At 69.6% G+C, this 14,563-nt stretch carries 13 protein-coding genes; 4 read left to right on the forward strand and 9 right to left on the reverse strand.

Features of this window, described 5'->3' with window-relative positions; translation table 11 throughout:
• Positions 1-7 precede the first annotated feature (7 nt).
• Positions 8-583 carry a hypothetical protein gene (locus tag JRI60_RS31200; RefSeq protein ID WP_204219584.1) on the reverse strand — a complete coding sequence of 192 codons (576 nt, stop codon included), beginning with the start codon at positions 581-583 and terminating at the stop codon, positions 8-10.
• Positions 580-1,131, reverse strand: a complete 552-nt coding sequence (locus tag JRI60_RS31205) for an RNA polymerase sigma factor (RefSeq protein ID WP_204219585.1) — start codon at positions 1,129-1,131, stop codon at positions 580-582. Before JRI60_RS31205 ends, JRI60_RS31200 begins: the two co-directional genes overlap by 4 nt.
• A 112-nt stretch (positions 1,132-1,243) precedes the next feature.
• Between JRI60_RS31205 and JRI60_RS31210 the strand changes: the two genes are divergently transcribed.
• Positions 1,244-1,687: a GNAT family N-acetyltransferase gene (locus JRI60_RS31210; RefSeq protein ID WP_204219586.1), complete on the forward strand. Its 444-nt coding sequence runs from the start codon at positions 1,244-1,246 to the stop codon at positions 1,685-1,687.
• A 1-nt stretch (position 1,688) separates the two neighbouring features.
• On the opposite strand, the gene JRI60_RS31215 is transcribed toward JRI60_RS31210, so the two are convergent.
• The 5 genes from JRI60_RS31215 to JRI60_RS31235 form a co-directional block, all read right to left on the reverse strand.
• A complete protein-coding gene (locus tag JRI60_RS31215) occupies positions 1,689-2,276 on the reverse strand; it encodes a tetratricopeptide repeat protein (protein WP_204219587.1) in 588 nt (195 codons plus the stop codon).
• A gap of 105 nt (positions 2,277-2,381) precedes the next feature.
• Positions 2,382-4,475, reverse strand: coding sequence for a caspase family protein (locus tag JRI60_RS31220; protein ID WP_204219588.1), 2,094 nt, complete (start codon positions 4,473-4,475; stop codon positions 2,382-2,384).
• Positions 4,472-5,278 (reverse strand): ActD protein, encoded by an 807-nt coding sequence (locus JRI60_RS31225; protein WP_204219589.1) that lies wholly within the window; start codon positions 5,276-5,278, stop codon positions 4,472-4,474. Before JRI60_RS31225 ends, JRI60_RS31220 begins: the two co-directional genes overlap by 4 nt.
• Position 5,279: 1 nt before the next feature.
• Positions 5,280-5,759, reverse strand: coding sequence for an RNA polymerase sigma factor (locus JRI60_RS31230; protein ID WP_204219590.1), 480 nt, complete (start codon positions 5,757-5,759; stop codon positions 5,280-5,282).
• Positions 5,760-5,886: 127 nt separating this feature from the next.
• On the reverse strand, positions 5,887-6,681 hold the full coding sequence (locus tag JRI60_RS31235; RefSeq protein ID WP_204219591.1) for an SDR family oxidoreductase: 795 nt from the start codon (positions 6,679-6,681) through the stop codon (positions 5,887-5,889).
• A 175-nt stretch (positions 6,682-6,856) separates the two neighbouring features.
• Here JRI60_RS31235 and JRI60_RS31240 point away from each other — a divergent pair, with 175 nt between their 5' ends.
• Genes JRI60_RS31240 through JRI60_RS31250 form a run of 3 tightly spaced genes read left to right on the forward strand, consistent with a single transcriptional unit; the run spans position 6,857 to position 11,998 of the window.
• On the forward strand, positions 6,857-8,188 hold the full coding sequence (locus JRI60_RS31240; protein WP_204219592.1) for a sensor histidine kinase: 1,332 nt from the start codon (positions 6,857-6,859) through the stop codon (positions 8,186-8,188).
• Between the two features lie 45 nt (positions 8,189-8,233).
• Complete coding sequence (locus JRI60_RS31245; protein ID WP_204219593.1) at positions 8,234-9,973, forward strand: DEAD/DEAH box helicase; 1,740 nt, start codon at positions 8,234-8,236, stop codon at positions 9,971-9,973.
• Positions 9,974-10,027: 54 nt separating this feature from the next.
• Complete coding sequence (locus tag JRI60_RS31250) at positions 10,028-11,998, forward strand: putative metal-binding motif-containing protein (protein WP_204219594.1); 1,971 nt, start codon at positions 10,028-10,030, stop codon at positions 11,996-11,998.
• A 48-nt stretch (positions 11,999-12,046) separates the two neighbouring features.
• On the opposite strand, the gene JRI60_RS31255 is transcribed toward JRI60_RS31250, so the two are convergent.
• Positions 12,047-12,601, reverse strand: coding sequence for a DsbA family protein (locus tag JRI60_RS31255; RefSeq protein WP_204219595.1), 555 nt, complete (start codon positions 12,599-12,601; stop codon positions 12,047-12,049).
• Between the two features lie 309 nt (positions 12,602-12,910).
• A complete protein-coding gene (locus JRI60_RS31260; protein WP_204219596.1) occupies positions 12,911-14,548 on the reverse strand; it encodes a sigma-54-dependent transcriptional regulator in 1,638 nt (545 codons plus the stop codon).
• Positions 14,549-14,563: the final 15 nt, after the last annotated feature.

Raw genomic sequence — 14,563 nt, forward strand, 5'->3', positions numbered from 1 at the left:
CTTCGGTTCACTGGGACCGCGAGACATGGAAGGCCGCGAGGGCCGTCTGGAAGGGCTCGCCATCGAGCGCCGTGGCGTCCGGCGGACGCACCCAGACCGCGAGCGTCCCGAACGGCTGGTACATCGCGTCCTCGACGCTCGGGTTGGTGCGCGTGTAGCCGTGCACCTGGTCGAACAGCACCCCGAGGGAGAGGACCTCGCCCCGCCCGGCCGGCGCGGTCCGCACGGGTTGCTCGACCCGCAGGGAGCCCTCGAGCGGGCCGCCCACCACAGGCTCGCCCTCGCCGGACACCGGCGTCACCGCCCGGGGTGAGACGAGCAGCACCAGCAGGGCCACGGCGGCGGTGGCGGCGGCACTGGCCACCCCGCGGCGGAAGTGCTGGCGGCGGCGCACCTCGCCGAGGATGGCCTCGCGCGGGAGGGGGGCCGGGGCCGGCGGCTCGGGCAGGCGGAGCGAGGCGGCGGACGCGTGGAGGCCGGCGAGGGCCCGGCATCCGGCGCACTGCTCCAGATGGGCCTGGAAGCCCGGTGGCCGGGGCAGACTCTCGTCCAGGAGGGCCGCGGTGACGTCCTGGCAGCTCATGGGGTGTCTCCTTGGAGGGCGTCAGCGGCCTTGAGCTTCTGGAGCGCCCGGTAGAGATGGATGCGGACGGTGCCGCGGGCGAGGTTCATGGCGTCGGCGATGGCATCGAGCTCGAGCCCCTCCAGGTAGCGGAGGGAGAAGGCCGTGGCCTGCTGGGCTGGGAGCGTCCGCAGGGCCCGGCCAAAGGCCCGCCACCGCTCGACCCCGGCGAAGCACTCCTCCGGCGAGGGTCGCGGGGCCGGGCCCAGGTCCAACACCTCCCGGACGACATTCCACACCCGGCGCCGGCGCAGCAGGCCCATGGCCCGCGAGACGAGGATGCGCCGCAGCCAGGCGGGACCGGCCCCGGCGTCTCGCAGGGTGTGACGCTTCTCGTAGGCATCCGCCAGGGTGGCCTGGACGAGGTCCCTCGCCTCCTCCCCGTCCCAGATGAGGCGCCGCGCCAGGCGCAGCAGGGCGGCCTGCTCACGCTCCACGAGCGCGTCGAAGTCGAGGGGGGTGACCCTCGCTCCCAGCGGCGTCTCGTCCATGATGGCGGTGCCCTTCAAGGTTGGACCTCGTTGCCCGGTTTCCACAGGAGAGGACGCACGAGCCCCGCTGGCGGCATACACGTGAATTATTTCCCCTATTTTTCCGCCCCTCCGGAAGAATCCCAGCCCCATGCCCCCGTACGAGATCCGCCCCATCTCCGCGGCCGAGACCCGCCACCTTCGCCACGTCGTGCTCCGCCCCCACCAGCGCCCCGAGGAGCTGGTCTACCCGGGGGACGATGCCCCGGACACGGTGCACCTGGGACTGTACGTGGAGGGGAAACAGCTCGGCGTGGCCTCGCTCTACCGCGAGCCCCAGCCCGGCTCGAAGTCCCCCACCGAGTGGCGCCTGCGAGGCATGGCGGTGCTCGCTCACGAACAGGGCCGGGGCAACGGCGCCGCCCTGCTCCAGGCCTGCATCGATCACGCGGCGCGTCATGGTGGCACCCGGCTGTGGTGCAACGCGCGCACGACGGCCGCGGGCTTCTACCGGCGGCTGGGCTTCAGCGTGGAGGGTGGGGAGTTCGAGCTGGCTGGCATTGGCCCGCACTACCTGATGTGGCGGGCCCTCTGAGTCAGCTGGCGATGCTGCGCAGCAGCCGGCCCGCCAGCTGGGTGTACTGATCGCGCTTCTCGGTGTCCCCGAGGTGCGCCCAGACATCCGCCAGGGCCTTGGCCGCCTCCGCCAGCCCCGGGTGCAGCTCCAGCGCCAGCTCCAGCACGTGCCGCGCGTGGCGGTAGCGCGCCTTGCCCGTCAGCCCGATGCCCCGGGTGCGGTGCTTGCCCGACTCCGTCAGGAGCGCCTCGCCCAGGTTGGCGATCTCCACCGCCGTGGCCTCGCGCCAGGCCTGCTCGGTGTTGAGTTGCAGGGCCTCCTCCAGCAGGCCCCTGGCCGCCTCCGGCTCGTCCAGCTCGAGCTGGCAGAGGGCCGCGTTGCGGTAGTGCTCGGCCGTCTCTGGATCCAGATCGATGGCGCGCTCGAAGCACTTCAGCGCCTCGCGCGGGCGCCCCAGGCTCACCAGGGAGGAGCCCTTGGCGCTCAGCGCCAGCACATCACTGGGGTCCTGCTCCAGAAGGCGGTCGAAGACCTGGATCGCGGCCTGATGGTTGCCGGACATCGAGTGGCTCACGCCCTCGTTGAATGCCGCTAGCAGATTGGACATATGCCCCCTTCCCGCCGGCTCCGATGCCGGCCCGTGCAAACCGGCACATTCTATCGCCGGAGGCGACAGCCTGACAGGGCGGGGGGCCCTTCGCGCAACGGAAACCTAGAAGCGCAGGCCCACCTGGAACCCGGGCCACATCTCCAGCTCGCCCCGGGCTTCACCGGACATGAAGCTCACCTTCTGCATCGGTGCCCCATCGAGCGAGATGGCGGTGTTGAACGAGGGGCCGGCGATCACCGCGAAGCGCGGCGCTATCTGGAAACCCCCCAGCAGCCGGAGCTGGGCCAGCAGGAGGTTGCTGTTCGCGGTCCTGCCCACGAAGACGGAGCGACCCACCGCGTCAAGGTCGATGAACCAGCGGTCGAACGACACGTGTCCACCCAGGCCCAGGCCCATCGACCAGCGCGCCTCGCCTCCCACCAGGGTGCCATAGCCGCCCGTGAACACCGTGTAGAAGGACTTGCTGCCCAGCTTGATCGCCAGGTCGAGGGGGTGCAAGTCGCTGCCGGTCACCTCGACGTGGAACTGGCCATTGCCCGCCACGCTGATCAACCCGAAGGGGACACCCTCCATGTCGCCCGACACGTTGACCAGCCCGAGCTGCAGGCCCCTCATGCGGCGGGCGATGTTGAGGAGGCCCACCTGCGCGCCCGATACGTCCCCGCCCACGTTGACGAGGGAGAGCTGCGCGCCCTCGGCCATGGCCGCCCAGTTCACGGCCACCGACCCCTGGATGCCGCGCATCCGGCCCTGGACGAGATTGACACCCGCCGAGGCCTGCACGCCCGTGACATCGCCCCTGGCGTGATTGAAGGCCACCGAGGCCTGCCCGCCGGCGATGCTCCCCGAGGCCCAGTTCGCTCCCACGGAGGACTGCAGTCCGCGGACATCCGCCCCGGACACGTTGGCCAACACCGAGAGCTGCGCGCCCGCCACCTCGTCCGTCGCCCAGTGGCCGAGGAGCGCCAACGCCACGCCCCTCAGCCGCGCCGAGCTGCCCACGAGCAGGGAGAGCGACAGGTTGTTGTCCACCGGGCCCTCGAGCACGGAGTTCGTCTGCAGCAGCGGGACCAGGCCCACGTTGAAGAACCGGCTCGAGTGCTCCCGCGCCGGGGCGCCCATCGCCATCGCGCCACCCCCGCGCGACACGGTCAGCTCGCCCGCCATCGGGGAGAAGTCACTCTCGCCCAGCGAGGTGCGCCGGCCCTCCGCGAGCGCGAAGGAGGCCCGGGAGCCCCCTCCCTGCCGCTCGCGCGTCACCGTGTACTGGCCCGGTGGGAGGGCCAGCTCGGTGGGACGTCCCGCCCGCTTCTCCAGCTCCATCACCAGGTTGCCCGGCGCGTCACGCACGTAGAGCCGGCCATCGAGCGGACCCGCCAGGACGAGGCCCGCCGTGTTCGTGCGCAGCTCGGTCATCACCAGGTCGCCCGAACCGGCCAGGTCGATGTCGTACGCCGGATGCTGCGCGCCGGCCCGCGTCTTCTCCGTGCGCGCGAGCGTCTCGTTGAAGGCGAACTGGTACGCCTCGTTGAGCGTCACCCGCCCGTCCCCGCTCAGGTCCGCCGCGCCGCGCAGGCCCGACACCAGGTTGTGCGTGAAGTACGAGCCGCCGATGCGATCCGACTCCTGGGACACCTCGTCCTCGGAGGAGGAGGTGAGGATGGCGTGCCCCCGCACGGACGAGGACGCGTCCACCAGGAAGGCTGGCCGCCGCACCCCACCCTTCTGCCGCGCCATCGCTCCGGACGCGCACGAGTCCAGGATGGCGATGCGCACGTCCGACGTCAGCGCGTTCAAGGCCTGGCGCAGCTCCCGGTACGAGAGGCGGTCCTGCTTCAGCATCAGGCCCTCCTCGTCCGAGTGCCCCGAGTAATAGAGGAGCGCCTCGGTGCGCCCGCCGGAGGACTTCGCCGCGTCGATCATCCGCCGCAGGCGGTTCATCCCGTCCTCCAGCGCCGCGCGGTCCGCGTCCAGCACCAGGATGCGATCTCCCGGCAGCACCCCGCCGAGCTCGCCGAGCACCTGGCTCACGGCCTTCGCGTCGGAGACGGCGTAGCGCAGGCGCACGCGGCTGGGGCCCCCGTCGTTGACGCCCACCAACAGCGCGAAGCGCCGCACCGGCGGCGGGCCCTCGTCCGGAGAGGCCGCGGCCAGGAGGGGAAGGAGCAGAAGGGAGACGAAGAGCGCTCGCTTCACGGGGACTTCTCCAGGGTAAGGGACGACTGCGAGAGCGATTCCGGCAGGGGCAGCGGCGCGTGGCGGGCCGCCTCGGAGGAGCGGGCCAGCTGGCGCGCCGCGTCCATCAGCGCGTTCAGATCGAAAGGCGCGGTGCTGGTGACGAAGAAGAAGCGCTCGAAGAGGGGCGCGTCGTCCAGCTCATAGGCGCTCGACAGCGACACCGTTCCCCCCGCGAGCGCCAGCGAACCGGTGAGCGACTCCGGGTAGTGCAACGTGACGGAGCCCCGGCCATCGACGGACAGCACCGCGCCGTAGGGCCGGCCCGCGGACACGTAGCTGAGCTGCAGCACGTCCCCCGGCCGCGCCCGGGCCGCGTCCGCGAGCGGCTCGGGCTCGCGCCGCGTCTGGCGATGGATGAGCAGCTTCGGCTCCAACCCCTTGGTGCGCGTCGTCTCGAGCAGCGCCACCTGCTCCGGCCGGGTCTCCTCGGGCAGCTCGCTCCGGGAGAAGAACATCATCAGCGCGAGCCCCGCGGCCACGGGTGCTCCCAGTGCAACGGCCGGCAGCCACCCCCGGGAGCTGGAGGAGGCCCCCACCGAGCGCGAGGCCTCCCGCACCCGGCGGCGACGAGCCACCTCGGCGACGACCTGGGACGGTGGGAGTTTCGCCAGCGTGGCCCCATCATCCGCCTCCAGCTTCGCGAGGCGCTCGAGTCCTCCAGGCTCCGTGGCCAGGCGCGCGCGGGCGGCGGCCAGCTCGTCAGGAGGCAGTTCCCCCAGGGCGATACGCTCCAGCAACCAATCGGGCGTGTGGTGGGACATGTCAGGCGGCCTCCAGTTGCTGCAGGTGGGAGCGCAAGGTGCGCAGGCGCTTGCGGACGCCGGAGACGGAGAGTCCCACCTCCTTCGCCACGTCCTCGTACGTCATTCCATCCACCAGGTGCAGCACGGCGATGGTGCGCGTGGACACCTGCTCCCGTCCGAAGAGCCGGTCCAGCACCGCCAGGGCTCCCGTACGCGCCTCCAGGTCCTCCATCGACGCGATGCGCACCAGCAACTCCTCGTCCGTGTCCGCCGGGCGCCGACGCTCCGAGCGCATCCGGTTGAGGCACACGTTCGTCGCCATCCGGTGCAGCAGGCTCGACGGAGCCGTCTGCATCAGCGCCTCCTGATGGTCGAGCAACTGGACGAAGACATCGTGCATGGCATCCACGGCCCTCTCCTCATCGCGCAGGAGGAAGCGGCAGCGCCGGAGCACCATCGGTCCATACCGGCGGTAGCAGGCTTCCACATCAATGGCCAACGATCGCTTCCTCCGTCCTCGCGCGAACCTGAACACCGGAGCGCGCGCGAACTGTTACCGCGCACGTGATACCGCCGTGCAATGGGATGGGATGGAGCTGTAAGTAGCCGGAATCGCTCCTGTCAGCTCAGGCTCCGGCCTCCAGGAGGGCCGAAAAACCCACGATGAAATCCGGGTAGCGGGGCCGCCACCCCAGCGCCTTCAGCCGGGCATTGGAGATGGCCCGATCCCCGCGGAGTGACTCGTGGAGTGAAGTCAGGGGCACTGCCGGTGGGAGTGGCAGCCCGAGCCGCGCGCACAGCCACTGGCTCGTCTCCGCCTGCGTCGCCGGCCGATCGTCCGCCACGCAGTACATGCCTCCCGGCTCACCCCGCTCCAGCACCACCCGGAGGGCCTCCACCAGGTCATCCACGTGCACCCGGGAGATGCGGCCGCCTCCACTCTCGGGGATGCGGAGCGTGCCCGAGCGGATGCGCTCATGCAGGCCCCGGCCGGGACCGTAGATGCCCGCGATGCGCAGGCTGATGCCGCCGAGCCGCCGGTAGTGGGCCTCCGCGTCGATGCGGCCCCGGGCACGCGTGGAAGTGGTGTCGAGGGGGGTGGACTCGTCCACGTGTCCCCGCGCATCACCGTAGACCCCCGTGGAGGAGAGGTAGACGAGACGGGCGGGTCCGACGCGCGCCAGGGACTCGGACAGGGAGGCATCGAGCCCGGCCTCCGGCGGGATGGAGCTCACGACGTGGGCCCCCTTCGCGGACGCCACGGCTTCGTCCAGGGACGGGAGTTGGACTCCCGCTCGGGACAATTCCTCGCGGCGCTTCTCGTCCCGGGTCACCGCCAGCACCGGGCGCCCGCTCCGTGCCTCCACGAGTGCCAGCCGCGTCAACGTGTAGCCACATCCGAGCAGGATGAGAGGAACCATGCCTCCGAGCTTATCGGACCGGCACGGATATCGGGTCCAGGTGAACGACTCACACGGAGATTGAAATGACTCTCATGAATTGAGACTTCTTGTGTCATAAACCGGATGGCCCAAGACGTGAACGACCCCGCCGTCAACGACTGGCTTCACGGCGACATGGCAGCCTTTTGACGTGATGACGGCGGATCACGCCACGCTCCAGGCACAACTCCGAGTGAAGAGGCGAAGCTGCTTCGTCTCAGCGGCGCTGATCCTCGGAATCTTCCTGGTGCACAGGTTCCTGCTGCCCGGCGACCTCGATTCGCGGCTGGTGCTGGTGCAGCTCGCCTGGAGTACGAGCTTCGTGCTGCTCGGCCTGGGAGTGGGGGTGCTGCCCGGGTGGTTCCCGGGGTTGGCGGCCGGGTTGGTGTGCCTGGCATCGGTGACGGCGATCATCCACTTCACCGGCGGACCCGCGAGCCCCTACCTCGCACTGCTCGTCGCCGTTCCCCTCCTCCTGGCGATGTTCACCCCGGACTCCCGGCTGCCCATGCTGCTGACCCTCGGAGCGACGGTATGCGCGGTGGCGGTGTTGGACGTGCTGGCCGGAGTGCCCACCCGCGTCCTCGTGCCACGGGCGGTCACCTTCGCCCTCGTCGGGATGATCGGCGCCTTCGGGAGCAAGACCTACCGGCGGCTGCGCGAGGCGGAGCGGGTGGCACAGGAGGAGCGACTCGCGGCCCTGGAGCAACTGGCGAAGAGCGAGCGCCTCCGGCTTCACGCCGAGCGCGAGCGCGCGGAGGTGGATCGGCTGGTGATGGTGGGCCAGCTGGCCGCCGGAGTGGCCCACGAGGTGAACAACCCGCTGGCCTTCGTGAGGGCCAACCTGAGCTACCTCAAGGAGGAGCTGCGGCGTGAGGACTCGCCGCCGGACCCGGCGGAGCTCGGCGAGGTGCTGACCGAGACGGAGCAGGGCCTGCTGCGCATCCAGCAGATCGTCACGGATCTCCGGCGCTTCTCGCGCGAGGGAAGCGAGCACGAGCGGGTGGAGCTGGGCTCACCGAAGGAGGCCATGGAGGAGGCACGCCGGCTGGCCTCGGTGCGCCTGCGCGGCCTGGGCGAGGTGGTGTTGGACGCGGACCCGGAGCTGCCCCGGGTGGGCCTGGGGCAGCGCCACCTGGTGCAGGTGCTGTTGAACCTGCTGCTGAACGCGGCGGACGCGGTGGAGTCGGCGAGCCCGCCCCGCCCGGCCCGTGTCGTGGTGAGGGCCCGGCGGGTAGCGGGCGGAGTGCGGTTGGAGGTGGAGGACAACGGCCCGGGGATTCCTCCAGAGGTGCTGCCGCGCCTCTTCGAGCCCTTCTTCACCACCAAACCGCCGGGCAAGGGCACCGGGTTGGGACTCGCCCTGTGCCGCGGCTACGTCACCCAGGCCGGAGGGACGCTCCACGTGGAGAACCGGACCGAGGGCGGCGCCCGCTTCGTCCTCTTGCTGCAAGAGGCAACAGAAGTCACCGTCTCGGCGGCCTGAGTGCTCGTCTGGACGGCGGACGCGGTGGTACAAGCCCGTTCCAACGTGACCACTCCCAAGACCGAGAAGACCGAGACCCCCGCCACCTTCGAGCAATTGGGCCTCCTCCCCGCCCTCGTCGAGGCGCTCAGCGCTCTCGGCTACGAAGAGCCCACCCCCATTCAGCGGGCCTCCCTGCCCCCGCTGCTCGCCGGGAAGGATCTGCTCGGCATCGCCGCCACCGGCACCGGCAAGACGGCCGCCTTCGCCCTGCCCCTCCTCCAGCGCCTCGAGCCCGGCAAGCGCGAGCCCTTCTCTACCTCCGCGCTCGTCCTCGTCCCCACCCGCGAGCTCGCCATGCAGGTGGCCGAGGCCATCCACCGCTACGGCCAGAAGCTCGGCGTGAGCGTGCTCCCCATCTACGGCGGCCAGCCCATGGGACAGCAGCTGCGCGTGCTCAAGCGCGGCGTGGACGTCGTCGTCGCCACCCCGGGCCGCGCGCTCGACCACCTCAAGCGCCAGTCGCTCCTGCTCGACTCCGTGCGCACCGTGGTGCTCGACGAGGCCGACGAGATGCTCGACATGGGCTTCGCCGAGGACCTGGAGGCCCTCCTGGAGGCCACCCCCGAGGAGCGGCAGACGGCCCTCTTCTCCGCCACCCTGCCCCCGCGCATCGCCTCCATCGCCGAGCGCCACCTGAGCGAGCCCGTCCACGTGCGCATCGCCAAGGAGAAGGTGGCCCCCGGCACCGGGCCCCGCGTGCGCCAGACGGCCTACATCGTCCCGCGCGCCTTCAAGGCCGCCACGCTCGGGCGCGTGCTGGACGTGGAGGCCCCTACCGCCGCCATCGTCTTCTGCCGCACCCGCACCGAGGTGGATGAGCTCACCGTGTCCCTCAACGGCCGGGGCTGGCGCGCCCAGGCCCTCCACGGCGGCATGGACCAAGCCCAGCGCGACCGCGTCCTCAAGCAGTTCAAGGCGCATGCGGTGGATCTGCTCGTCGCCACTGACGTGGCCGCGCGCGGGCTGGACATCGAGAAGCTGACCCACGTCGTCAACTACGACGTGCCCAATGCCCCCGAGGCCTATGTCCACCGCATCGGCCGCACCGGCCGCGCCGGGCGCGAGGGCGTGGCCATCACGCTCGCCGAGCCCCGCGAGCACCGCCTGCTGCGCAACATCGAGAAGCTCACGGGCCAGAAGATCGAAGTGGCCACCGTGCCCACCGTGGCGGACCTGCGCGCCCGCCGGCTCGAGCTCGTCCGCGCCTCCCTGCGCGAGGCCCTCGTGGCCGGCGAGCTCGACTCCTACCGCTCCGTGGTGGAGAGCCTCGCCTCCGAGTTCGATCTGGTGGATGTGGCCGCCGCCTCGGTGAAGCTGCTCCATGACGCGCAGGTGGAGGGCCACGAGCAGGAGGAAGAGGAGGAGATCCCCACGCTGCCTCCTCCCACGGCGAGGCCCTCGCATCCGGGCAAGAATGCCCGGGCGGCCGCTCGCCAGGGGCCCGGGGGGCCGGGTGCGAAGGAGCCCCGAGGCGTCAAACGCCGCGCGGGTCCGGCGCAGGACTTCGATATGACCCGGCTGTTCATCGGTGCCGGCCGGGGCACGGGACTCCGTCCCGGGGACCTGGTGGGTGCCATCACGGGCGAGGCGGGCGTGGAGGGCAAGCGGCTCGGTGCCATCGAGATCGGCGACAACTACTCGCTCGTCGAGGTGCCCGAGTCCGAAGCCGAGCAGATCATCACGGCGCTGCGCCAGACCACCCTCCGGGGTAAGAAGGTGCAGGTACGCCGGGACCGGGGCTGAGCCCCGGTGCGACTTCGCGGCCCGCTGTCCAAGGCGGGCCACGGGAGGAACATCATGGGTCGACTCACCTCGCTTCTCTTGCTCCTGCTTCTCGTTGGAAGTGGGTGCAAGCCACGAGCGACAGAGGCCGCCGTTCGGCTGAAGGTCTCCTACAACTTCAAGGTTGGTTGCATCACCGTGCTCGCCCGGGATGCGAACGGTCAGGGCCAAGAGACGAGTGAGTTCACGGATCTCGCTCGTGAGTCTTCGGAGGTGGTGCTCGCCGTCTTCCGCAAGGAGGACTGGAGCCACACGCTGGAGATCACCACGACCGCCCACGAGCTGACTTGTGACGGAGCCGAGGTGGCCCAGGAAGTACGTATCGTGGAGCTCGACAAGAAGGGTGACATCAAGGAGTCCGAAGTCACCCTGACGGCCCACGATACCGATGAAGATGGGTACATGGCCGAGGGCACGGACTGCGACGACAATGACAAGAACAGTCGACCCGGGCTCAATGAGGCATGCGATGGCCGGGACAACGACTGCGACGGAAACATTGATCAGGGCCTGCCCACGAGGCCCTGGTACCCCGACCGGGATGACGATGGCTTCGGCGACCGAGATGCCACGGCGCTGATGAGCTGCGCCGAGCCCGCGAACACGGGCAACACCCGCTACGTGCAGAACAACACGGACTGCGGGGACTCGGATGCGGAGATCTACCCGCGCCCTGGCCTCTCCGAGGCACTGTGCGACGAAGTGGACAATGACTGCGACGGCGAGAAGGACGACGGTTTCGCCAAGGGCGCCGCTTGCAGCAATCCCTGTCCCGGTGGGAAGTACGTCTGCAATGCCAGCCACAACGGGGTGAGTTGCGTCGAATCCCCGGCCCCGGCCCTCTATTACCCGGACGTGGATGGCGATGGCGCGGGTAACGAGAACATCACTCCGTCAAATGTGTGCCCAAACGAGACAGCACCCACGGGCTTCGTCGCCAACAAGAACGACTGCGACGATCTGGACAAGCACAACCTACGCGGCAAGGCCGAGGTGTGCGACGACCGGGACAACAACTGCGACACGCAACGGGACGAGGGCGACATCTGCGGGGGCAAGGGATGGAAGGTGCTGGATGACGCAGCCCTCACTGGCAATTCCCGTCAATGGAAGACGGTGGCGATCGGCCCGGGCGGGTTGCCAGTATGGGTCGCGGGAGATAACGGCGCACTCGCGGTTCGCACCGCGGCGGGTCAGGCCTTCAAAAGCCTTGATGGAGGTTGTGGTAACCATAACTGGCGCGCTGCCTGGGTTCGCCCCGCCAACGGCCACGTACTGCTGGCCGGTGAAGGCGGGCGCCTGGCCGAGCATGACGGCATCAACGTCTGCTACAACCAGGCAACCCTCTCACCAAGCAACAACGTCACTGGCCTGATTGAGTTCAACCAATCCAATCCCCCGGTCTACCTCGTTGAAGACAAGGCACGAATGTACGCGTGGACGCCCGGCACCCTCCCGGAGCAGCGTTACAACGAGGCTGTGCAAACCTACTTTGGCATCCACGGATTGGCCCCCACGCAGTTGCTCGCCGTTGGAGGCGCGACTGAAGACAACGAAGCGCCCTACATCGCCAGTTACTCCGGCAGCGGAGGCCTTGGCTCGGTGGTACGCCACACCCTCAATAATGTGCCCGGCAATAATCCCGGCCCTTTGCGTGCCGTGTGGATGGGTGCTTCCAACCTCGCCTATGCCGTAGGAGACACTGGTCAGGTGATGAGGTGGGACGGAGCCACGAACTGGAATTACGTGAACCCGCCGTCCGACAACACCACCGCTCCCTTCTCCAGTGTCGTGGTGCTGGACCCCTCCTCCATCTACGTCACCGATGCCACCACCAACGGTGGTTCCATCCGTCGGTTGAACGCGGCCGGCACGTGGTTCACCGCTACCACCGTGAACAAGCCCCTCCGGGATATTGCGCTCAGCTCGCCGAGCGACATTTGGGCCGTGGGCGACAACGGCAACGTGGTGCACTTCCCGGAGTAGCTCGGCAGGTGCACGGCCATGAAGCCTGAGCGGTGAAGTACCCGCCGCTCAGCGCCACTGTTCCTGGGAGTCGGCCTCCGCGATGGCTGCTTCCAGGGCCCCGAAGAGGGGGCGCACGGCCCAGTTGCCGTCATACCTCTGGCCGTTGATGAAGAACGTCGGCGTGCCGCTGACGCCGGCGCGGCTTCCCCCGAGGCAGTCCGAGCGCACGCGCTCGGCCACCGCTCGGCTTCCCGCGTCCCGGTCGAACTGCTCCACGTCCAGCCCCAGCAGCTCCGCGTAGCCGATCAGATCATCCGGCTCGAGCGACTCCTGGTTCTCGTAGAGCAGGTCGTGCATCTCCCAGAATCGGCCCTGCATCGCCGCCGCCTCGGCCGCGTACGCCGCCAGACGCGCGTGCGGATGCAGCTCGGAGAGCGGGAAGTTGCGGAACACGAAGCGCACCTGCCCTCCCAGCCTCTGCCTCACCGCCTGGATGATGGTGTAGGCCTCGCCACAGTAGGAGCACTCGTAATCTCCGTACTCCACCAGTGTCACTCGCGCTTCGGCCGCGCCCATCACATGGTCGCGCTCGGATACTGGAGGCGTCAGTCTTCCCATCATCGCGAGACCTCCCGCGAGACAACCACGCCCTCTCGGGCCTGGAGCTCGGCGGGAAAGGTGCGCAGATACCCCCTGGATGACGACCCTGTCCTCAAGGCTCGCCTGCTCGTGTGGAGAGCGTTCGGGCTGGCGGTAGGGGTACCCGTGAAAAGCGGGGCCCCGGACACCACCGCGGGTGCTCGGGGCCTCGAGTTGTGCTGACAGGGTTCAACACGGGGCTGGATACCCTCACCCCGTCCCTCTCCCAGAGGGAGAGGGTCTGAACCTGGTTCTACACCGTTGATCCTTCCGTAACGGCCTTCGTCTTGATCAGAACTCGGCCGACGCCCTCGGATCCACGATGCCGCACTCCTTGATCTTGTAGAGCAGCGCCTTGTAGCTGATTCGCAGCTTGCTCGCCGCACGACGCTTGTTCCACGCCGTCCGCTGCAGCATCGCCAGTATCGCTTCCCGCTCCGCCAGCATCGCCGCCCTCTTGCCGATGTCCTTCAGCGACATCTCCCCCTCCGGCACGCTCGGCGGCGGCGGCGGCGGCTGCGGCACGTCGAACGGATTCGCGTACCGCACCGGCGGCACCACATGGTTCGTCGGCACCTCCGCCGGAGGCACGTTCCCCTTCGACGGCATCTCCAGCACCTGCACCGCCGTGCCTCCACCCGCCGCGGGCACCGTCACCGGCGTCCGCACCACTGTCGGCGCCGGAGGCTCCACGTCCCCGTCTCCCGCGTACGACGTCGGCAGCGACGGCGCGCTCGCCGGCGCACGGCCTCCCGCTCGCAGCTCGTCCAGCACCAGCGTCGGATCCTTCAGCACGCACAGCCGGCGCACCATGTTCTCCAGCTCGCGCACGTTGCCCGGCCACTCGTACTCCGTGAAGGCCCTCAGCACCTCCGGCGGCAGCTCCGCCACCCCGCTCATGTACTGCCGCCCGTACTTCTTCAGGAAGTGGTCCGTCAGCGGCACCACGTCCTCCGGGCGCTCCCGCAGCGGCGGCAGCCGGATCGCCACCACGTTCAGGCGGTAGAACAGGTCCTCGCGGAAGTTGCCCAGCTCGATCTCCCGCTCCAGGTCCCGGTTCGTCGCCACCACCACCCGGCTGTCCACCCGGACGCTCTTCTTGCCTCCCACCCGGAAGAACTCCTCGTCCTGCAGCACCTGCAGCAGCTTGGCCTGCAGCCGGATGGCCATCTCGCCGATCTCGTCCAGGAAGATCGTTCCCTGATCCGCCAGCTCGAACTTGCCCGGCTTCTCCGCCGTCGCGCCCGTGAACGCACCCCGCTCGTGGCCGAACAGCTCGCTCTCCAGCAGCTCGCCCGGCAGCGCCGCGCAGTTCACCTTGATGAACGGCCGCGCACGCCGATTGCTGCGCGCGTGGACCTCGCGGGCAATCACTTCCTTGCCCGTGCCAGACTCACCCAGCAGCAGCACCGGCACGTCCGTGTCCGCGATGCGCTCCACCAGCGCGCGCACCCGGCGCATGGCCGGCGAGTGCGAGATGAGCAGCCGCTCCCCACTCGCGTCCACCAGCGCCGCCGACTGGGCCGCCACCGGTGCGCTCGCCGCGGGCTGGCGCGCCGGCATACGGCTGCCCAGGGCCCGGCCCATCGCGTCCTCCAGCTCGTCGTTGCCAAAGGGCTTGGACAGGTAGTCGCTGGCGCCCAGCTTCATGGCACGCATGGCGTCCTCCGCGCCCGACAGCGCGGAGAGCACGATGACCGGCGCGTTGCCGCCGGAAGCCCGGTAGCGCCGCAGCACCTCCAGGCCACTCATCTCCGGCATCATCACGTCCAGCAACACCACGTCGAACGAGCCCCCGGCGAGCATCTCCAGGGCTTGAGCTCCATTCGACGCGCAGCGCACCTGGTACCCCGAGCTGCCCAGCAGCTCGGCGAGGAACGTCCGCACCTGCTCCTCGTCGTCCACCACCAGCACCGCGATCCGATCCATCCCCTCGCCTCCCCT

Source organism: Archangium violaceum, from assembly GCF_016887565.1.
GTDB lineage: Bacteria > Myxococcota > Myxococcia > Myxococcales > Myxococcaceae > Archangium > Archangium violaceum_B.